Below are 20,500 nucleotides of genomic sequence, written 5' to 3' on the forward strand. Positions count from 1 at the left end.
AGTCTGATACACATCTCCTCCATGCACAAGAATGTCTATTTCGAGCAGTGTTCGACCGGAAGGCGTCAGAGATTGAAGAGAGCAATGAGCACGGATGACGCGACCAGGACCAGGCCGAACTGAAGCACCGTTATCGAAACTCGCAGCAGTCGGTACTTCCGAATGGCGAGCGCGGCCAGCTCTACCGCCTTCCGGCTGTCGGCGATATCGAGGTCGGCCACCGAAAGGTGGTGCACGGTGGTCAGCAGCTGGTGCTCCGTCATGGTGGCCACATCGAGGAATGAGAGCCGGTCCGGTGCGACGGACGGGGGGAGCGAAGGGTTGAGCGCGGCCGCGGCGAACAGCAGGGAGATCACCATCGCGCTGCCCCCGAGCATCGCCGGGACGGCTGCCCACACGGGAACCCCAGAGGCCGCCGCGAGGACCGCCACTTCCAAGGCGCCTGCGATGCTTGCCATCGAGCAGACCGAACCCGCCTTCGCATCGGCGCGCTGGACCTCCGCCCCCGCCTCGGCCGCTAGAAGATCCAGGCGCCGGGAGATCGACCCCGGTTCGCTCCGTGCGGGGGCCGGTGCCACCGAGTTCGGGATCGAAGACCGACTCTCTGCCCGCCTGACCATCACGCCTCCCCAGCGAAACGACGGCATTCAATGTGATCTCATCGTTTCCCGGCGCACCCCCTCGCATCGCCCAGATCTTGACTGTTCGAAGGTGGCCCTCGACACACCGGTGTGGTGGGTACCCAGTTCCAGAACATCGGATCGAACCCGGCGCGCCAGGAGAAGCGTAGAAGGGTTCACCGGAATCCGGTGGCGGTCCGCCGAGATTCACGGGCCTGCAAGGGAATTGACCGGATCGTTCGTCGATAGATCGCCAGACATGGGCGCTATCGGGACATTCTTGGCCTGCTCGGATTGCATGCCACCCCGTCGACCGCTTCGCATCCAGGGCGTGCGGGATGGATCGCCTGCGACTGCTGTTCCGGTGCCGCGGCCTGCCTGTACCGTTTCGGAAGTCGATCAGTTCGAATTCGGATCCCGTGGGCTCTGATGCAGGCCGGGTGCAGGACGAGGCCGGGTAGGGGAGCACTGCGCAACGGGTCGAGACTGTTGGGTCTCGTCTTCTCGGTGCTCATGGCCGGCGGCACCGGTCGCTGCGCATCAGGCACGCCCCCGAACGGTGTCCACGCGGAGCTTGACGTAATGATTGCGTCATTCTATCGTCGATGCATGCTCTTTCCTACGCCTCCCCTCGCTGTCGATGACGAGCGGGTACTTGACGAGATCGAGAGCATGCGGCTCGCGCTGCGGCACCAGGTTCGCACGGCCCCGGTCAAGTGGACCGAGGGCCTGCGCAAATTCCTGACGGCCGATGCCGTGGCGGCTTCGAACTCCATCGAGGGCTTCAGGGTGTCCACCGTCGATGTCGAGGACCTGTTGGAGGGCGAGCGCGATGTGGAGGTGTCAGAAGAGAATCGCGAGGAGACGCTCGCTTACCAGCGGATGATGACGTACATCCAGACGTTGCACGACGTCGACGACTTCTCCTACAGCAAGGAGCTGCTCAACGCGCTGCATTGGATGCTGCAGGGCCACCGCCACACTGTGCGGAAGCCAGCCGGCCAGTGGCGCCGTGGACCGGTGTACGTGACCGATGCCCGCGATCCGAGTATCGCCGCCTACACCGCACCTGATGCGGAGGAAGTTCCTTCGCTGATGGGGGAGTTGGTGGATTGGCTGAATGACGGCGATGACACGCATCCACTCGTGCGGGCCGCGATGGCGCATCTGCAGCTGGTGTCCATCCATCCTTGGGCCGACGGGAACGGGCGGATGTCGCGCTCGCTGCAGACCCTCATGATCGCTCGGGAGGGCGTCCTCGCCCCGGAGTTCTCGTCGATCGAGGCATGGCTGGGGCGCCCGGGCAACACCTGGGAGTACTACCGGGAACTCGGACGCCGAGGCTCCGAATTCCTGCCCGACCAGAATGTCTCCGGGTGGGTTCGCTTCAACTTGACCGCCTACCACCAGCAGGCGCAGACCGTGCAGGGCCGCCTGGACAGGTCTGGGCAGGTCTGGGGCCTGCTTGCGGACTTTGTCGAGACGGCCGGCATGGACGAGCGGGTGGTGACGGCCCTGCACGACGTGGCCATGGCCGGCCGGGTGCGACGCTCGCGATACGAACACGCGGAGGGACTGAGTGTGCAGCAGGCACAACGGGACCTGCGTGAGCTGGTCACTGCTCAGGTGCTGGAGCCTGTCGGCCGAACTCGGGCCAGGTACTACACGGCCGGACCGCGTTTCCCGGAGCGGGTACTAGGCGTGGCACGCACTCCAATGCGCCTCGTCGACCCGTTCGTCGGCTGAGACTCCCGCTGGTAGGTGAAGGGCGGCGCCCGGGCCCGTGTGGTCGCAGGACGGCGGGCGGTGCAGTGCCGGAGTCTCCGGTGCTCGGGCGCTGAGTTCGATCTGGGTGCACCGCTGGTGCACATCACTACGAGCTGAAGCTGCGGGGACTTCCACCGCAACGGCGTCGGTGCAGGCCAGCGACTCGCTGGCCTGCACCGACGTGAACGGCCCGATCTGCATGTGCGCAGGTCGGAGGGGGTCCTACAGGTCGTAGTACATCTCGAACTCGTGCGGGTGCGGCCGCAGGGCGATCGGGGCGATCTCGTGGGTTCGCTTGTAGTCGATCCAGGTCTCGATCAGGTCGGTGGTGAAGACGCCGCCCGCGAGGAGGTACTCGTGGTCGGCCTCCAGGGCGTCGAGGACGGCGCCGAGGGAGGCGGGGACCTGGGGGACGGCGGCGTGCTCGTCGGGGGCGAGCTCGTAGAGGTCCTTGTCGACGGGCTCCAGCGGCTCGATCTTGTTCTTGATGCCGTCGAGGCCGGCCATCAGCATGGCGGAGAAGGCCAGGTAGGGGTTGGAGGCCGGGTCGGGGGCGCGGAACTCGATGCGCTTGGCCTTGGCGTTGGAGCCGGTGATCGGGATCCGGATCGCGGCGGAGCGGTTGCGCTGCGAGTAGACCAGGTTGACGGGGGCCTCGAAGCCGGGGACCAGGCGGTGGTAGGAGTTCACCGAGGGGTTGGTGAAGGCCAGCAGCGAGGGGGCGTGCTTGAGGATGCCGCCGATGTAGTAGCGGGCGGTGTCGGACAGGCCCGCGTAGCCCTGCTCGTCGTAGAAGAGCGGGGAGCCGCCGGTCCACAGCGACTGGTGGACGTGCATGCCGGAGCCGTTGTCGCCGAAGATCGGCTTGGGCATGAAGGTGGCGGTCTTGCCCGCCCGCCAGGCGACGTTCTTGATGATGTACTTGAACAGCATCAGGTCGTCGGCGGCGTGCAGCAGGGTGTTGAACTTGTAGTTGATCTCGGCCTGTCCGGCGGTGCCGACCTCGTGGTGCTGGCGCTCGACCTCCAGGCCGGCCTTGGCGAGTTCGAGGGACATCTCGGCGCGCAGGTCGGCGAAGTGGTCGACCGGCGGGACGGGGAAGTAGCCGCCCTTGTACTTGACCTTGTAGCCGCGCGCGTCGCCCTCGGCGGAGCCGCTGTTCCAGGCGCCGGCCACCGAGTCGATGTGGTAGTAGGAGGCGTTGGCGGAGGTCTCGAAGCGCACCGAGTCGAAGACGTAGAACTCGGCCTCGGGCCCGAAGTAGGCGGTCTCGGCGATGCCGGAGGAGGCCAGGTACGCCTCGGCCTTGCGGGCGACGTTGCGCGGGTCGCGGCTGTACGCCTCGCCGGTGATCGGGTCCTGGATGAAGAAGTTGATGTTGAGGTGCTTCTCGGCCCGGAACGGGTCCAGTCGGGCGGTGGCGAGGTCGGGCACCAGGGCCATGTCGGACTCGTGGATGGCCTGGAAGCCGCGGATCGAGGAGCCGTCGAACATCAGGGTCTCGGACGGGTCGAAGGTCGCCGCCGGGATCGAGAAGTGCTGCAGCACGCCCGGCAGGTCGCAGAACCGGACGTCGACGAACTTGATGTCGTTGTCCGCAATGTACTGCTTCACCTCGTCGGCGTTGGTGAACATCCGTACTCCTCCTCGGCGTGCACGGTCTGAGTCTCCGTCAGGGGCGACGGGAGCCCCGGTGCAGGGGGCTCACGATAGGAACGGCCCGTTTCCGACTCGTGACTCGCTTGTTTCCCACATGTTAACCGGGCCATTCGGGTGGCTGGCAAAGTGGGACGGTTCCGGGCAAAATCCCTGCCCCGCAGTGGCGCTGACCACTCATTGGTCTAGACCATTTGCGGCAGTCGGACGAACCGGGTTCACTCCGGAGGGAGACCCCCGCGGCGTGCCGCCCCCGGGGGCCACCGGCCGGGCGGACCGTAAGCCCGGTTAGGGTGGATTCGTGGACACCAGAGAAGCACTCGGATCGTGGATCGACGGCCCGAAGGCGGCCGCCGAGAAGATGGGCGCCGAATTCGGCTACCGCGGCGAGCGCCTCGGCCTCCCGCAGACCGGTCCCGGCTCGATGGCCGGCCCCGGCCGCCGGATCGGCGCGCTGTTCGTCGACGGCTGGCTGGTCAGCCTGGTCGCGTACGGCCTGCTGGCCAGGGGCGAGCAGAGCTCCGCCAACCTTTGGGCCACTCCGCTGTTCTACGCGGTGACGGTGCTGCTCCTGGCCACCACCGGCACCACCGTCGGCAAGCGCCTGTTCGGCCTGCGGGTGGTCCGGCTCGACGGCCGCCGGGCCACCATCCCGCAGGTGCTGCTGCGCACCCTGCTGCTGTGCCTGGTGGTCCCGGCCGCCGTCTGGGACCGCGACACCCGCGGCCTGCACGACAAGGCGGTCGGCACGGTCGAGGTCCGGATCTGACCCCACCGGAGTCCGGATCCGACCCCGCCAGACCCGACCCGGCCCGCCGCCGAAGGTCGAACGGCCCCGCTCGCCGAGGGAGGAACCTCGCGGGCGGGGCCGTGGTGTCGGAACGGGGGAGTCGCGCCTCAGCGCATGCCGCCCTTGGGCATCCGGGTGCCCTTGGGCATCGGACCCTTGGGGATCGGGGCCTTCGAGAGCAGGTCGCCGAGCGCGCGCAGCCGGTCGTTGGTCTCGGTGACCTGGGCGGCGCTGATCGCGCGGGGCAGGCGCATCAGGTGGATCTGCAGCTTCTTGAGCGGAATCTCGCCCTCGCCGTTGCCGACCACGATGTCGTGAACCGGAATGTCGCCCACCACCCGGGACATCTTCTTCTTCTCGGCCGCCAGCAGCGGCCGCACCCGGTTCGGGTTGCCCTCGCCGATCAGCGCGATGCCGGCCCGGCCGACCGCCCGGTAGACCGCGTCCTGGCTGCGGGTGACCGCGACCGGGGTCTGGTTCGAGCTCCAGCCGCGCCGGATGTTGCCCAGCACCGCCGCGACCGCGCCCGGCTGGCCCTCCATCTGCCCGAACGCGGCCCGCTCGGCACGCCGGCCGAACACGATCGCGACCGCCAGCACCGCCACCACGAAACCGAGGATGCCCAGGTAGATCGGGTGGTCCAGTGCGAAGCCGATGGCGAGGAACACGCCGAAGGTCAGCAGGCCGACGCCGGCGATGATCAGGCCGATCTTGGTGTCGACCTGCTTGGTCATGACATATGCCTGGCGGATCTGTGCGAGCCGCCCAGGGGTATCGGATTTTTGCCTCGCCATACCGCTCATGGTACGTGGCGGCACACGCGATCATCCAAGGCGGTGCCGGTTCGTGATCCTCGGCTTCCCCCGGGCGGGGCCCCACCGCCGCCGCGTCGCCGATCCGCTTCCCCGCCGGGCCTCAGGCGCTCCGTCCGAACACCCGCACGGCCTGCTCGCGCTCGCCCGCCAGCCGCCGGTTCTCGCACACCGCCGCCCACGCGTTGCGGCGCGCGCCGCGGATCAACAGCACCTGCTCGGCCCGCCGCAGCGCGGCCTGGATTCCGGTACGCATCAACACCCACTCCTCGACCCGGGTACCGCTCCAGCGTCCCGGACGCCCGTTACCGTACGGTGACCCGCCCGTCAATGCCACGTGAAACGTCGGCGATTCGTCCGAACGGCCCCAAGGCCGGCCGGGCCCGCCCGAGACCGGCCGGGCCCACCCGGGGCCGTCCGACAGGGGCCGGGGCCCCAAGATCGGCCCAGGTCCCCGCAACGCCCGGAGGGGCGGGCCCGGGCGGGCCCGCCCCTCCGCAGGACGACGACGGCACCGGCCGCGGTTTCAGACCGCGGCGACCCGCTCCCGGTGTTCGAGCGCCTGCCGGTACAGCCGGCCGGCCCGGTACGAGGAGCGCACCAGCGGACCGGACATCACCCCGGCGAAGCCCAGCTCCTCGGCCTCCTGCTGGAGCTCGACGAACTCCTGCGGCTTCACCCAGCGCTCCACCGGGTGGTGGCGCAGCGAGGGCCGCAGGTACTGGGTGATGGTGATCAGCTCGCACCCGGCGTCCACCAGGTCGGCCAGCGCCTCGCTGACCTCCTCGCGGGTCTCGCCCATGCCCAGGATCAGGTTGGACTTGGTGACCAGCCCGGCCGCCCGGGCCTGGGTGATCACGTCGAGCGAGCGCTCGTAGCGGAAGGCCGGCCGGATCCGCTTGAAGATCCGCGGCACCGTCTCGACGTTGTGCGCGAGCACCTCGGGACGGGAGGAGAAGACCTCGGCGAGCTGCTCGGGGACGGCGTTGAAGTCCGGGATGAGGAGCTCGACGCCGGTGCGCCCGGCCGCGCGGGCGGCGGTCATCGCGTGCACCTGGCGCACGGTCTCGGCGTACAGCCAGGAGCCGCCGTCCGCCAGGTCGTCACGGGCGACGCCGGTGATGGTGGCGTAGTTCAGGTCCATCGTGACGATGGACTCGGCGACCCGGCGCGGCTCGTCCCGGTCGAACTCGGCGGGCTTGCCGGTGTCGATCTGGCAGAAGTCGCAGCGGCGGGTGCACTGGTCGCCGCCGATCAGGAAGGTCGCCTCGCGGTCCTCCCAGCACTCGAAGATGTTGGGACAGCCGGCCTCCTGGCAGACCGTGTGCAGCCCCTCCTTCTTCACCAGGGACTGCAGGGCGTTGTACTCCGGCCCCATCTTCGCCCTGGTCTTGATCCACTCGGGCTTCCGCTCGATGGGGGTCTCGCTGTTGCGGACCTCCAGCCGGAGGAGCTTCCTGCCGTCGGGTGCGACAGCGGACACGTGCGACTCCTAGAACTAGACGGGGTACCCCTCAGGGTACGCCTGCACTTCAACGGCCTGCGCCCGGCCCCGGGCTTGCCTTCGAAAGGCAACGCTCGGCGCGCCGCGCCGATTCCGCTACCGGACGGCGGCCACCGGCTCGGGCAGTTCGGCGAACACCTCGGCCAGCTTCCGCTCGACCACCGCCACCGCGTCCCCCACCGGGAACGGCCGGGCCAGCTCGCCGCTGAGCGAGGCCACCCCGGCGTCCCGGATCCCGCACGGGACGATCTTGTCGAAGTACGTCATGTCCGGGTCGCAGTTCAGCGCGAAACCGTGCATGGTCACGCCGCGGGCCACCCGCACGCCGATCGCCGCGAGCTTGCGGTCGTCGCCGCGCTGGCCCGCGTTGGACGGCGCGTACTCGGGGCCGGCCAGCCGCGGGTCGATGCCCAGCGGCAGGCCCATCCGCAGGGTCAGCTTGCCGATCTCCACCACCTGGGAGGGGTCGACCACCGCGCCGGGGATCTCGGCGCCCAGCTTCCACACCCCGCTGCGGCCCTCGATCCGGGTGGTCCCCACGCCGAACTCGGCGCAGGCCCGGATCAGCGCCTCCTCCAGCCGCCGCACGTACGCCACCACGTCGATCGGGTCCGGCAGCTTCACGATCGGGTAGCCGACCAGCTGGCCCGGGCCGTGCCAGGTGATCTCGCCGCCCCGGTTGACCTCCACCACCGGGGTGCCGTCCAGCGGCAGGTCCTCCGGGTTGGTGCGCTTGCCCATCGTGTACACCGGGTCGTGCTCCAGCAGCAGCACGGTGTCCGGGATCTCGTCCGCGACCCGCAGCGCGTGCAGCCGCTGCTGCTCCGCCCACGCCTCCTGGTAGGGGACGGTCCGCTCGCCGATCCCCATCCGCACGAACCGCACGTTCTCGCTCACCACAGCACTCCCAGCCGGCCGATCAGCCCAACCTCGCCACTGTACGCCGACCGGCCGGAGCACCCGGAACCCCGGCTCAGCCTCCCGCCAACAGCAGGAGCCGCAGGGCCAGTTGGAGCTCCAGCGCACGCTCCGGCTGGTTCCAGTCGCGGCCCAGCAGCACCTCCACCCGGTCCAGCCGCTGCACCACCGTGTTCACGTGCACGTGCAGCAGGTCCTTGGCCCGGGTCAGGCCGCCGCCGCAGTCGAAGTAGGCGCGCAGGGTGCGCACCAGCTCGGTGCCGCGCTTGGCGTCGTAGTCCAGCAGCGGGCCCAGGGTGGCCCGGACGAACCCGTCCACGTCGTGGCCGTCGCCCAGCAGCACCCCCAGGAACCCCAGGTCGGCCGCGCACGCCCCGTCCCCGGCCCGGCCCAGCACCCGCAGCGCCCGGACGCAGCGCACCCCCTCCGCGTACCCGGCGGCCAGCGCGACCGGGCCGGCGGCGGGCCGCCCGGCGCCGACCGTGACGGGCGAACCCGCCAGCCGGGCCAGCCGCTCCGCCGCCGCCCCGGCCACCGCGCCGTCCCCGCCGCCCTCGTGCGGGACGAGCAGCACCACGCCCTCGCCGAACTCGGCGCTGATCCCGCGCGAACCGAACAGGTAGCGGGCCGCCGCACCGGCCAGCCGGCCCCGGGCCGCGGCCTCCTCGGCGACCGCGACCAGCGCCAGGTGCGGCCGGTTCAGGTCGACGCCCAGCCGGCGGCCGCGCGCGGTCAGCCCGGCCGGGTCGCGGTCGGGCGCGGTGAGCAGGTCGGCCAGCAGCTCGCCGCGGACCCGGTTCTCGGTCTCGGCGACCGAGCGGCGCAGCAGGAGCAGCAGCGCCGTGACGACGCCCGCCCGCTCGAACACCCGCCGGTCGGCGTCGTCCAGCTCGGGCCGCCCGTGCAGCACCAGCGCGCCCAGCAGTTCCTGCCCGGCCAGCACCGCGCACACCCACTCCCCGCCGTGCCGCACCGCGCGGCCCTCGGCGCGGGCGGTGGCGACCGCCCCGGCCAGGCCGTCCGGGGCGGCCCCGGGGCCGGTCAGCGGGGCGCCCTCGGCGTCGTGCACGGAGGCCCCGCCGCCCAGCAGCGCGGCCACCTCGGCGGCCACGTCCGCCACCTCCGCGCCGCGCAGCACCAGGTCGGTGAGCCGGTCGTGGGCCTGCTCGGCGCGCTGGACGGCGGCCGCGTGGGCCCGGATCACGGCGTTGGCGCCGGCCAGCTCGGCCAGCGCGGCCCGGGTGTCGGCCAGCGACTTGGCGGTGTCCAGGGCGATCGCGGCGTGCGCGGCCAGCGTGCACAGCAGCGCGACCTCGTCGGGGGAGAAGGCCCGCGGCGTGCGGTCGGCCGCGAACAGCACGCCGATCACGCTGCCGCCCAGCAGCAGCGGCACCCCGATGATCGCCACCAGGCCCTCGTCCAGCACGCCCGCGTCGATCTGCCCGGTGTGCCGGAACCGCTCGTCCACCCGGTAGTCGTGGGTCGCGTAGGGGCGGGCGGTCTGCGCGACCAGGCCGCCCAGGCCGTCGCCCAGGCTGAGCCGCAGGGTCTGGAAGATCGGCGAGACCGAGCCGTCGGTGACCCGCATGTACGTGTCCCCGGCCCGCTCGTCCGGCAGGGTCAGGTACGCGGTGTCGGTGCCCAGCAGCATCCGGGCCCGCCGGACGATGGCCCGCAGCACCGCGTCCAGGTCCCGGGAGGCGGCCAGGTCGCCCGCGGTGTCGAACAGGGCGGTCAGCTCGGCCTCGCGCCGGCGGTGCTGGCGCATCGTCCGGTGCACCCGCAGCGCCTGCCAGGTGGCGCCGTCGATCTCGGTCAGCACCCCGGCGGGCGCGCCCCGGCGGCGGGCTCCGGCGAGCACCTCGCCGAAGTCCTCGGTAGCGGCCCCGGTCGCCAGCAGGTCGAGGAGTCTGCGCAGCGCCGGCGCGGCGGTGGTGTCGCGGTCCATGCGGTCTTCCCTTGTCGCTCGTGCCCCCGTGGCCCCCGTGCCCCCGGCCCGCCGCTGGAGAACGGGCCGGGGCCGCGCCGCCGGGTGCCCGGTGGCGCGGCCCTGATCCTGCCGAAGTGCTCAGAGGCTAGCGGGCGCCTTCACGGAGTCCCCCCGAGCGTCCGCCCCGGTGTCCTCCAGGTCGGTGCCGCGGGTCTCCCGGCCGCACAGCACGGCCACCACGGTGATCACCGCGGCGATCGCCACGTACACCGCGATCGGGGTGGCGCTGCCGTAGTCCTTCAGCAGCGCGGTGGCGATCAGCGGGGCGGGCGCGCCGGCCGCCACCGAGGAGAACTGGGCGCCGATCGAGGCCCCCGAGTAGCGGGTGCGGGTGGCGAACAGCTCAGAGAAGAACGCCGCCTGCGGGGCGTACATCATGCTGTGGAAGAACAGGCCGACGGTGACGGCGACGGTCAGCTGGGCGAAGCTCCCGGTGTCGGCCATCCGGAAGAACACGAACGCCCAGGCGCCGACGCCGACCGCGCCGACCAGGTAGACCGGCTTGCGGCCGACCCGGTCGGAGAGCGCCCCGAAGGCCGGGATCAGCGCGAACTGCACCGCCGAGCCGATCAGCACGGCGTTCAGCGCGGTCTGCTTGGGCAGGTGGGTCTGGGTGACGGCGTACGCCAGCACGAAGGTGGTCAGCACGTAGTACGAGATGTTCTCCGCCATCCGGGCGCCCATCGCCACCAGCACGTCCCGCCAGTGGTCGCGCAGCACCGCCACCAGCGGCGGCCGCTCCGGTTCGGTGCGCTGCTCGGCGGCCGCCAGCGCGGCCTTGAACAGCGGCGACTCGTCCACCGCGAGCCGGATCCACAGGCCGACCATCACCAGCAGCGCGGAGAGCAGGAACGGCACCCGCCAGCCCCAGGACAGGAACGCCGCGTCGGACTGGACGGCCGTCATCAGCGAGAGCACGCCCGCCGCCAGCAGGTTGCCGGCCGGCGCGCCGCCCTGCGGCCAGGACGCCCAGAAGCCGCGCCGCCGGCGGTCGCCGTGCTCGGAGACCAGCAGCACCGCCCCGCCCCACTCGCCGCCCAGCGCGAAGCCCTGCACCAGCCGCAGGACGGTCAGCAGGACCGGAGCCGCCACGCCGACCTGGTCGTAGGTGGGCAGGCAGCCGATCAGCGTGGTCGCCCCGCCCATCAGCAGCAGGCTCAGCACCAGCAGCTTCTTGCGGCCGATCCGGTCGCCGAAGTGCCCGAACACCAGCGCGCCCAGCGGCCGGGCGGCGAACCCGATCGCGTAGGTCAGGAAGGACAGCAGGGTGCCGGTCAGCGGGTCGGCCTTCGGGAAGAACACGTGCCCGAAGACCAGCGCCGCCGCCGATCCGTACAGGAAGTAGTCGTACCACTCGATGGTCGTACCGATCAGCGAGGCGGCGACCACCCTGGGCAGGGAGGCGGGTCCCGGATCTTCAGGGGAGGAGGCGGGGGCGGGGACGGAGGGGGCAGCCATGGCGGGTTCCCTTGCAGGTGAGGGGGCGGGGGAAGGTCAGGAACTCAGTGCGCGGTCCAGCCGCCGTCCACCGGCAGGCTCGCCCCGGTGACGTACGAGGCACCCGGCGAGCACAGCCACACCGCCAGCTGCGCCACCTCCTCCGGCTCGATCAGCCGCTTCACGGCGGTGCGGTCGAGCATGATCCGCTCCACCACCTCGTCCTCGCGGATGCCGTGCGCCAGCGCCTGCGCGGCGATCTGCCGCTCCACCAGCGGGGTGCGCACGTACGCCGGGTTCACGCAGTTGCTGGTCACGCCGTACGGGGCGCCCTCCAGGGCGACCGTCTTGCTCAGGCCCTCCAGGGCGTGCTTGGCCGTCACGTACGCCGACTTGAAGGCGCTGGCCCGCAGGCCGTGCACCGAGGAGACGTTCACCACCCGGCCCCACCCGCGCCCGTACATGTGCGGCAGGGTGCGGCGCAGGATCCGGAACGGGGCCTCCACCATGACCCGCTGGATCAGCGTGAACCGCTCCACCGGGAACTCGTGCACCGGGGCGACGTGCTGCAGGCCCGCGTTGTTGACCACGATGTCCGCGTCGGCCGGCAGCGCCTCCACCGCGTCCGGGTCCGCCAGGTCCGCGACGTGCGCGGTGCCGCCGATCCGGGCCGCCAGCTCCTCGGCGGGGGCGGCCGCCAGGTCGACGACGTACACGTGCGCGCCCGCCGCGGCGAACGCCTCCGCGCAGGCCCGGCCGATGCCGGAGGCGGCCCCGGTGACCAGCGCGGTGCGGCCGAGCAGCGGGGGCCCGGGGGGCGGGGCGGAAGTGGTGTCCATGGCCGAGAACGGTAGGAATCCGCGCGCCCCGCAACGATGTGGGCGGACACCACAGCACGCGGCACTCCTGTGGTTCCCGACGCCATGCGCCCGGAGTGCGGGCAACGGCTCCCGAACTCAAACACGCGGTGCCCGGGCTTCCTCACAACGGGCGGGGCTGGTTCACCCGTTCGGAGGATGGGGGGCTCGAATCCACCCATAGCGTCCCAATGCTCGCTACATTCGCGCCGATTCCCGATCAGGGGGCGCCGTCCGGGCAGGAGGGGCCGGAACGGTGCCTGAGAGGTGTGGACTGCTATGCCCCAACGGCCAGTAATCGACAGCCCGGCGTACCGACCGCTCGACCCGCTCGACCCGTGCCCGACCGGAGCGGCCGAGACCCCTCCGCGCGCCCCCGAGCAGGCCGAACCACCGGCCCCCGCGGCCGGGCGCGCCCAGAACCCCCGACTCGCCGCGCTCATCGAGGAGTCCGGCTTCTCGCACGCGGGCCTCGCCCGCCGGGTCGACCAACTCGGCCTGGAGCACGGCCTCGACCTGCGCTACGACAAGACCTCGGTGACCCGCTGGCTGCGCGGCCAGCAACCCCGCGGCGCGACCCCGGCGCTGATCGCCGAGGTCTTCACCCGCCGCCTGGGCCGCCGGCTCACCGCCCAGGACGTCGGCCTGGACGCCTGCGCCCCGGTCTACGCCGGGCTGGAGTTCGCCGAGACCCCGCAGGAGGCCGTCGACATCGTCGCCTCCATGTGGCGCAAGGACAACGGCCCCTACGCCGAACTCCGCAAGATCGCCTTCACCCCCGCCGGGCTCGTCGTCCCCAGCCGCGACTGGCTGATCGGCCGCACCGACGAACGGGTCGCCCGCGACGGCACCACCCTCACCCCCGACGAACTGCGCTCCCCGCCGGGCGCCCGGGTCCCCCCGCAGGGCCCGCGCCGCCCCGCCGGGGCCGAACCCGCCGCCGAGCACCGGGAGACCAGGCCCCCGGTCCGGGTCGGCCGCGGCGACATCGCCGCGATCCGCGCCGTCGGCGACCTGTTCCGCGCCCTCGACCACGCCTACGGCGGCGGCCACGCCCGGCAGGCCCTGGTCCGCTACCTGGAGAGCGAGGCCGAGCCGATGCTCCGCGGCCGGTACGGCGAACAGATCGGCCGCGCCCTGTTCGGAGCCGTCTCCGACCTCACCCGGCTGGCCGGCTGGACCTCCTTCGACATCGCCGCGCACGGCCTCGCCCAGCGCTACTTCGTCCAGGCCCTGCGGCTCTCCCAGGCCGCGGGCGACCGCGTCCTGGGCGGCTTCGTCCTCACCACCATGAGCCAGCAGGCCGTCCACCTCGGCCACGCCCGCGAGGCCATCCAGCTCGCCCGGGTCGCCCAGCAGGGCGTCGGCACCACCGCCGCCCCCGTCGTCCAGGCCCTGATGCACGCCGCCGAGGCCCGCGGCCACGCCCTGGCCGGCGACGTCCGGGCCTGCACCACCGCCCTGGTCCGCTGCGAACGGGCCCTGTCCACCGCCCGCAGCGCCGACGAAGTCCCGTCCTGGGCACGCTACTTCGACGACGCCCAACTGGCCGACGAGTTCGCCCACTGCTACCGCGACCTCCAGCAGTGGCGCCCCGCCGCCCAGCACGCCGAGAAGTCCCTGCGACTGCGGGCCCCCGCCTACGCCCGCAGCCGCATCCTGTGCCGCCTCGTCCTGGCCTCCGCCCGCCTGGGCATGGGCGACGTCGACGAGGCGTGCTCGATGGCCACCGACTCGCTCCGCGCGGCCGGCGAGATGCGCTCCGCCCGCACCGTCGAGTACCTCCGCGACTTCCACCGCCGCCTCAACCCCTACCGCACCACCCCCGCCGCCCGGGCCTTCGACGAGGCCACCCGCCAGGCGGGGGTGATCTGAGACAGGGATCCGGTCGGAACGGCGGGAGAGCACCACCAGGGGCCCGGGGAACGGCGGGTCCGTGCTGCTGACGGCCGGAGCCCATCGAAGGTCGGGGCTGCTGCGTGCAGCAACAGAACCGAAAGCCGATGCGCGCTCCGGCAGTGAACCGTCAGCAGACCCGGACTCGCCGTTCCCCGAACCCCTGTCGGTGCACCGCCTACGCCGCCGCCCGGTCCGCCTCCGGCTCGATCCGCACGCCGAGGTCGCGCAGGACGGCCTCCGCGGCCCGTCGGCCGGAGACCAGCGCGCCCTGCACCGTCCCGGTGTCCCGGTGGTCGCCGCACACGTACAGCCCGGCGAGCAGTCGCACCGAGCGGCGGAAGTGGTGCGGCGGGGGCATCGCGACCACCGCGTCGGGGACGTGCCGGACGGTCAGGAACTCCCAGGCGCCGGTGGCCGTCCCGTACAGCTCCGCCAGCCGCCGCCGGACGGCGCCCTCGTCCCCGGCCGGGCCGCCGGAGTCGAAGGAGCGGCGGCCCAGCACGGTGGTGGCGATCAGCGCGCGGCCGTCGGCGGCGTACGAGGGGTCGGCGTCGCTGAGCACCAGCGAGTGCGAGATCCCGGAGCGCTCGGCGTCCAGCAGCAGGACGGGCTCGCCCAGCGGGGAGCGCTCCGCCGCGTGGTAGTAGGTGGTGACGGGGTGGAAGCCGGGCTGCCGCAGGCCCGGCAGCAGGGCCGCCGCCGTCGCCGCGTCGGTGGCGACGACCACCGCGCCGGAGCGGATCCGGCCGTGCCCGGCGGTCTCCACGCCGTCCGTGCCGACCGAGGTGACCTCGACGCCCAGCCGCAGGGCGCCCTCCGGCAGCCGGGCGGCCAACTGCTCGGGGACGGCCCCGACCCCCGCCGCCGGGACGCACAGCCGGCCCCGGGCGTACGCGCGCAGCACCAGGTCGGCGACCCGGCTGGAGGTGCCGAGCGCGGGGTCGGACAGCAGGGCGCCGAGCAGCGGGCGCAGGAAGCCGTCGACGGTGCGGGCCGGCAGGCCGCGGTCGGCCAGGGCGCGGGCGGCGGTGGTCTCGGGGCGGGCCAGCAGCCGCTCGGCGGGCGTCGCGGCCAGCCGGGCAAGGGTGGCGGCCAGCCGGGCCTTGTCCAGCGGGGTGCCGAGCGGCCCGCGGGTGGCGGCCTGCCGGGCGGGGGTGAGCCGCGGGTCGCCGACCCGGTAGCCGCGGCCGCCGCTGTGCACCAGGACGCCGGGGGCGAGCGGGCGCAGCTCCAAGCGGTCGAGGTCGAGTCGGCGCCCCAGCTCGGGGTGGGCGGTGTTGAGCAGGTGGCCGCCGTGGTCGAGCCGGAAGCCGTCGAGTTCGCGGGTGGCCATCCGGCCGCCGACGCGTTCGCCGGCCTCCAGGACCTGGACGTCCAGGCCCTGGGCGGCGAGCAGGGTCGCGGTGGTGAGTCCGGCGACGCCGGCGCCGACGACGATCGCGTCGGGGTCGCCGGACGGGCCGCGCTGGGCGCGGCCGGTGAAGTCCTGTGCGGGCACGAGTGGGTGCTCCCTCCCTGGCGGAGCCCTCCGCGGCCGCCGCGCACGGCAGCGCCCGCGAGCGGGTGTGCGCCGGGGCGGCCAGCGGGGGTCGGACGTGGTCCGCACTGGTGATGCCCCGTCATCCGCCGGTCCAGACAGCCGGACGGCACCGAATCGGGTCACCGCACCCGCGCGGCCACCCAGCGGGACCGGCCGGTCACCCACGGTGCGTCAAACGGGGCGTGCGGGGCGGGAACGGGCGCGCACCGTCACCGTCCGCACCCTGCGCGCCGCCCGGTTGCACCCGTGCGCCCCCCGCTGACGCCACGTCAACCCCCGCCCGGCGGCCCGGCCGCCGACAGCCGCCCCGCCGCGGCCCGAGCGCCGCCGACGCGGACCCGCTACCGCAGCCCGAGCGCCGCCGCGACGATCGCCTTCGCGTCGGGGTCGCGGAACGCGAAGCCCGCGTCCAGCAGCGCCCCGGGCACCACCCGGTGACTGCCCACCACCTCCACGGCCATCTCCCCGAGCACGGTGCGCAGCGCCCACTCCGGCACCGCGAACACCGCCGGGCGCCCGAGCTGCCGGGAGAGCTCCGCGGTCAGCTCGCGGTTGGTGACCGGCTCCGGCCCGGTCAGGTTGACCGGGCCGGACATCTCCCGGTGGTCGATCAGGAAGCGCAGCGCGGCGACCTCGTCGGCCAGCGAGATCAGCGCCCAGTACTGCCCGCCGTCGCCCAGCCGCCCGCCCAGCGCCAGCTTGAACAGCGGCAGCAGGCGCGCCCCGGCGCCGCCCCCGGGGTCGAGCACCAGCCCGGTGCGCGGGTGCACCACCCGGATCCCGGCGTCCGCGGCGGGCCGCGCGGCCCGCTCCCACTCCTGGCAGACGGTGGCCAGGAAGTCGCTCCCGGCGGGTGCGCCCTCGTCGACGACCTGGTCGCCGGTCTGCCCGTAGTAGCCGACCGCGGAGGCGCTCACCAGCACCTGCGGGGGCCGCTTCAGCCGGGCCAGCGCGGCGGCCAGCGTCTCGGTGCCCAGCACCCGGCTGTCCCGGATCTCCCGCCGGTAGGCGTCCGTCCAGCGCCGGTCGCCGACGCCCGCCCCGGCCAGGTGCACGACGGCGTCCACGCCCTCCAGCGCGGCCGCGTCGATCTGCATCAGCAGCGGGTTCCAGCCGACCCCGACCGTCCCGTCCGGCTGCGGTCCGGTGCGCGAGCGCCGCCGCACCAGCCGCAGTACCTCGTGCCCGTCCGTCAGCAGGGAGTCCACCAGCGCGGACCCGATCAACCCCGTGGAGCCTGTCACCGCGATTCGCATACCGGCCATCCTCCCAGTCCGCCGCCGCCCGCCCGGTCAGAAACCCCGTGGGGGCCGCGCCGGACGGCGTCTACGATGGCCCGCATGCCCTCCGACGACGTGATCATCCGCCCGGCGCGGGACGAGGACGAGCGCGCGATCCGCGCCGTCGACCACGCCACCTGGTCCCCGCTCGGCGAGGTCGCCCCGCGCGCGCCCGAGGACGCCCCGGTGTTCGACGGGGAGCACCTCCCCGGGCAGTACCTGCTGGCCGAACTCGACGGCCGGGTGGTCGGCTACGTCCGCCAGGCGGGGGAGATCCCGCTGCCCTCCAACGCGCACGTCCGGCAGATCCAGGGCCTCGGCGTGCTGCCGGAGGCCCGCGGCCGCCGGATCGGCGAGGCCCTGCTCGCCGCCGCCTGCGAGGCGGCCCGCGCCGACGGCGCCCGCCGGATGACCCTGCGGGTGCTCGCCCGCAACGCCCCGGCCCGGCGGCTGTACGAGCGGGCCGGCTTCGAGGTGCTCGGCGTGCTGCCCGGGCACTTCCTGCTGGAGGGCGACTACGTCGACGACGTCTGGATGGGCCGCGCGCTGGACTGACCCGTCGGCACCCGTCGGCACCCGTCGGTTCGTCAACCCACCGTCCCCGGTGCCCGATTCGTGACCGCCGGGCGGCTGGGGAGGGCGGCCCCGAGGCGGTACGGTAGCGGCCGTGAGCACCCCGACGCCGCCCGGCTGGTACCCCGTCCCCGGCACCGGGCAGGAACGCTGGTGGGACGGCACCGCCTGGACGGACTCCCACCGCCAGGCCGGCCTGGTCAACGACGCGGTCACCCAGACCTGGCAGGTCGCCCCCGGCCCCCCGCCGCCCCCGACGACCCTCCCGTTCCAGCCCCCGTTCCAGCCGGGCCCGCCCCCGGGCCGCTCCGGCCGGGGCCCGCTGATCGCCACCGTCTCGGTCGCCGTGCTGCTGCTGGCCGGCGTGGTCGGCGCCGTGGTGTGGGCCGTGCAGCCGGACGACCCGAAGAAGGCCGGGCCCGCGCCGACCATCACCGTCGGCGTCTCCACCCCGGCCGCCTCCACCCCGGCCGCCTCCGACCCGCCGCGCTCCCCGTCCCCGACCCCGGACGTCGACGACACCGACGACACCAGCGCGGACGACACCGACAGCAGCCCCGACCCGGCCCTGCAACTCGCCGACAAGGCCCACGGCTGGGGCGTCCCGCTGCCCGACGGCTGGACCGCCGAACCCGCCAACGAGCGGGCGACGGTGGTGGAGATCTTCGGTCAGTACGCCTGCGAGCAGTCCGAGTCCCTCTGCCTGCGCGGCCAGTTCGCGGTCGTCGCGGACAGCGTCGACGCCGCCGACGCCCAGGCCGCCGCCGAACAGGCCATGACCGACTTCGCCGCCGTCGCCTTCGGCACCCTGCGCACCCACCGGGAGGAGTCGGCCGGCACCCTCACCGTCGCGGGCAGCGAGGGCTGGGCGATCCGCTGGTACGTCGAGCCCGAGCAGGGCGCGGCCGGATTCGCCGTGGTCGCGGCCGTGCCGGACCCGGACGGCAGCGGCTACGTCATCCTGCGCGGTGGCGTGGACGACGACCCCAAGGCCCCGGACCCGGCCGTGCTGGACGACATCATCCAGGGCATCACCACCGCCTCCTGAGCCGCCCGAACTGCGCCCGGGCGGCGCGCCGCCCGGCCTCAGTCCCCGTACAGCTCCCACAGCCGCGGGTAGCGGGCGGCCATCACCGCCCCGTCCGCGAAGTCGAAGTACACCCCTTCGGCGGCCGGCGGCTGACGCACCCCCAGGTCCGGCAGCGGCAGCCCGGTCAGCCGCTCGTACGCCTCGTCGGCGGCGTAGCCGAGCTCCTCCCCGTCGCCGTCCTCCTCCTCGTCGAAGTCCGGCACCAGCTCGGCCAGCGCGTCCGGCTCGTGCACCGCGCCCTCGAACACCTCCCGGCCCTGGCCGATCAGCCAGCACCGGAAGTAGTCGAAGGCGTCCTCCGAGGCCCCGTCGAGCAGCAGGTACGCGGCGCCCCACAGCTCCACCGTGTACGCCCGCTGGAAGCGCGCCTCGAACTGCCGGGCGAAGTCCAGCACCTCGTCCGGGGTGAGCCGCAGCAGCCGCTCGACCAGCGCCTCGGCCTGCTCGTCCGGGTCGCCCGCGGCGGCCTCCCGGGCCCCGTCGACCAGTTGCCAGAATCCCGTCTCGTCCATCACCGCTCCAGCCTCCACGATCGCCGCCCCGCGCGCACCCGATCGGAGGGCCGATCGGGCCGGAACGCGCGGGAGCCCCGCACCGTCCGGGGACGGTGCGGGGCTCCCGACGGGGTGCCTACGGCAGCGGGTGCCTCACAGGCCGAGCTCGACCTCGAACTCGCCGGCCTCCAGGATCTCCTTGACCGCGACCAGGTAGCGGGCGGCGTCCGCGCCGTCCACCAGGCGGTGGTCGTAGGAGAGCGACAGGTAGGTCATGTCGCGGATGCCGATGGCGGTGCCGCCGTCGGACTCGATGACCACCGGGCGCTTCACGGTCGCGCCGATGCCCAGGATCGCGACCTGGTTCGGCGGGACGATGACGGTGTCGAACAGCGCACCGCGCGAACCGGTGTTGGAGATGGTGAAGGTCGCGCCGGACAGCTCGTCCGGGGTGATCTTGCTGTCGCGGACCTTCGAGGCCAGCTCCGCGGTCTTCTTCGAGATGCCCGCGATGTTGAGGTCGCCCGCACCCTTGATGACCGGGGTCATCAGGCCCTTCTCGGAGTCCACGGCGATGCCGATGTTCTCGGAGTCGAAGTAGGTGATAGTGCCCTCGGCCTCGTTGATCCGGGCGTTGATGACCGCGTGGGCCTTCAGCGCCTGGGCGGCGGCCTTCACGAAGAACGGCATCGGGGACAGCTTCACGCCCTCGCGGGCCAGGAAGGAGTCCTTCGCCTTCGCGCGCAGCGACATGATCCGGGTGACGTCCACCTCGACCACGCTGGTCAGCTGGGCCTGCTCGTGCAGGGCCTTCAGCATGTTGTCGCCGATGACCTTGCGCATCCGGGTCATCTTGACGGTCTGGCCGCGCAGCGCGGACGGCGCGGCGGCGGCCTTCGCCGGGGCGGCGGCAGCGGGAGCGGCGGCGGCCGGGGCCGGCGCGGCCTTGGCGGCCTCGGCGGCGGCGATCACGTCCTGCTTGCGGATGCGGCCGCCGACGCCGGTGCCGGCGACGGAGCCGAGCGCGACACCGTGCTCGGCGGCGAGCTTGCGCACCAGCGGGGTGACGTAGGCGTCACCGGAGTCCGCGGCCGGAGCGGCGGCGGCCGGGGCGGCCGGAGCGGCCACCGGAGCCGGAGCGGCCGGGGCCGGGGCGGCGACCGGAGCCGGCGCGGCGGCCACGGGGGCCGGAGCAGCCGGAGCGGCGGGGGCGGCCGGAGCCGGAGCAGCGGCCGGAGCCGGGGCCGGGGCGGCGGGGGCGGCCGGAGCCGGG

The 20,500-nt window shown here is 73.4% G+C and carries 18 protein-coding genes; 5 read left to right on the top strand and 13 right to left on the bottom strand.

Features of this window, described 5'->3' with window-relative positions; genetic code table 11:
* Positions 1–65 precede the first annotated feature (65 nt).
* The gene (locus tag ACWEO5_RS24290; protein WP_344554504.1) at positions 66–458 is read right to left on the bottom strand and encodes a Pycsar system effector family protein; all 393 of its coding nucleotides are present in this window, start codon (positions 456–458) and stop codon (positions 66–68) included.
* 771 nt (positions 459–1,229) lie between these two features.
* On the opposite strand from ACWEO5_RS24290, the gene ACWEO5_RS24295 reads away from it, so the two are divergent.
* Complete coding sequence (locus ACWEO5_RS24295; protein ID WP_452164401.1) at positions 1,230–2,366, top strand: Fic family protein; 1,137 nt, start codon at positions 1,230–1,232, stop codon at positions 2,364–2,366.
* Positions 2,367–2,609: 243 nt separating this feature from the next.
* Here ACWEO5_RS24295 and glnA read toward each other — a convergent pair whose 3' ends face one another.
* Positions 2,610–4,022, bottom strand: coding sequence for a type I glutamate--ammonia ligase (gene glnA, locus ACWEO5_RS24300; protein WP_344554506.1), 1,413 nt, complete (start codon positions 4,020–4,022; stop codon positions 2,610–2,612).
* Positions 4,023–4,344: 322 nt separating this feature from the next.
* On the opposite strand from glnA, the gene ACWEO5_RS24305 reads away from it, so the two are divergent.
* Positions 4,345–4,812, top strand: a complete 468-nt coding sequence (locus ACWEO5_RS24305; RefSeq protein WP_452164402.1) for an RDD family protein — start codon at positions 4,345–4,347, stop codon at positions 4,810–4,812.
* Between the two features lie 128 nt (positions 4,813–4,940).
* On the opposite strand, the gene ACWEO5_RS24310 is transcribed toward ACWEO5_RS24305, so the two are convergent.
* From ACWEO5_RS24310 to ACWEO5_RS24340, 7 genes are all read right to left on the bottom strand, one after another.
* Positions 4,941–5,627: a DUF4191 domain-containing protein gene (locus tag ACWEO5_RS24310; protein WP_452164403.1), complete on the bottom strand. Its 687-nt coding sequence runs from the start codon at positions 5,625–5,627 to the stop codon at positions 4,941–4,943.
* A gap of 121 nt (positions 5,628–5,748) precedes the next feature.
* Complete coding sequence (locus ACWEO5_RS24315; RefSeq protein ID WP_344554509.1) at positions 5,749–5,901, bottom strand: hypothetical protein; 153 nt, start codon at positions 5,899–5,901, stop codon at positions 5,749–5,751.
* A gap of 270 nt (positions 5,902–6,171) precedes the next feature.
* Positions 6,172–7,128, bottom strand: a complete 957-nt coding sequence (locus tag ACWEO5_RS24320) for a lipoyl synthase (protein ID WP_452164404.1) — start codon at positions 7,126–7,128, stop codon at positions 6,172–6,174.
* A gap of 117 nt (positions 7,129–7,245) precedes the next feature.
* Positions 7,246–8,019, bottom strand: coding sequence for a lipoyl(octanoyl) transferase LipB (lipB, locus tag ACWEO5_RS24325; protein ID WP_452164415.1), 774 nt, complete (start codon positions 8,017–8,019; stop codon positions 7,246–7,248).
* 103 nt (positions 8,020–8,122) lie between these two features.
* Positions 8,123–10,015, bottom strand: coding sequence for a helix-turn-helix domain-containing protein (locus ACWEO5_RS24330; protein WP_452164405.1), 1,893 nt, complete (start codon positions 10,013–10,015; stop codon positions 8,123–8,125).
* Positions 10,016–10,135: 120 nt separating this feature from the next.
* The gene (locus ACWEO5_RS24335) at positions 10,136–11,515 is read right to left on the bottom strand and encodes an MFS transporter (protein ID WP_452164406.1); all 1,380 of its coding nucleotides are present in this window, start codon (positions 11,513–11,515) and stop codon (positions 10,136–10,138) included.
* A gap of 44 nt (positions 11,516–11,559) precedes the next feature.
* On the bottom strand, positions 11,560–12,333 hold the full coding sequence (locus ACWEO5_RS24340) for a 3-hydroxybutyrate dehydrogenase (protein WP_452164407.1): 774 nt from the start codon (positions 12,331–12,333) through the stop codon (positions 11,560–11,562).
* Positions 12,334–12,630: 297 nt separating this feature from the next.
* Here ACWEO5_RS24340 and ACWEO5_RS24345 point away from each other — a divergent pair, with 297 nt between their 5' ends.
* Positions 12,631–14,226, top strand: a complete 1,596-nt coding sequence (locus ACWEO5_RS24345; protein ID WP_452164408.1) for a regulator — start codon at positions 12,631–12,633, stop codon at positions 14,224–14,226.
* Between the two features lie 199 nt (positions 14,227–14,425).
* Here ACWEO5_RS24345 and ACWEO5_RS24350 read toward each other — a convergent pair whose 3' ends face one another.
* Both ACWEO5_RS24350 and ACWEO5_RS24355 read right to left on the bottom strand, forming a co-directional pair.
* On the bottom strand, positions 14,426–15,748 hold the full coding sequence (locus ACWEO5_RS24350; protein WP_452164409.1) for an NAD(P)/FAD-dependent oxidoreductase: 1,323 nt from the start codon (positions 15,746–15,748) through the stop codon (positions 14,426–14,428).
* A 383-nt stretch (positions 15,749–16,131) separates the two neighbouring features.
* Positions 16,132–17,055, bottom strand: a complete 924-nt coding sequence (locus ACWEO5_RS24355; protein WP_452164410.1) for a TIGR01777 family oxidoreductase — start codon at positions 17,053–17,055, stop codon at positions 16,132–16,134.
* A gap of 66 nt (positions 17,056–17,121) precedes the next feature.
* Between ACWEO5_RS24355 and ACWEO5_RS24360 the strand changes: the two genes are divergently transcribed.
* Both ACWEO5_RS24360 and ACWEO5_RS24365 read left to right on the top strand, forming a co-directional pair.
* The gene (locus ACWEO5_RS24360) at positions 17,122–17,625 is read left to right on the top strand and encodes an N-acetyltransferase family protein (RefSeq protein WP_452164411.1); all 504 of its coding nucleotides are present in this window, start codon (positions 17,122–17,124) and stop codon (positions 17,623–17,625) included.
* Positions 17,626–17,737: 112 nt separating this feature from the next.
* Positions 17,738–18,691 (top strand): DUF2510 domain-containing protein, encoded by a 954-nt coding sequence (locus ACWEO5_RS24365; RefSeq protein ID WP_452164412.1) that lies wholly within the window; start codon positions 17,738–17,740, stop codon positions 18,689–18,691.
* Positions 18,692–18,729: 38 nt separating this feature from the next.
* Here ACWEO5_RS24365 and ACWEO5_RS24370 read toward each other — a convergent pair whose 3' ends face one another.
* Entirely contained in the window at positions 18,730–19,245 is a 516-nt protein-coding gene (locus tag ACWEO5_RS24370) for a DUF4240 domain-containing protein (RefSeq protein ID WP_344554518.1), read from the bottom strand.
* Between the two features lie 135 nt (positions 19,246–19,380).
* On the bottom strand, positions 19,381–20,500 hold a 1,120-nt coding region (sucB, locus tag ACWEO5_RS24375; protein ID WP_452164413.1), incomplete at its 5' end, for a 2-oxoglutarate dehydrogenase, E2 component, dihydrolipoamide succinyltransferase.

This window comes from Kitasatospora sp. NPDC004272, assembly GCF_053603035.1.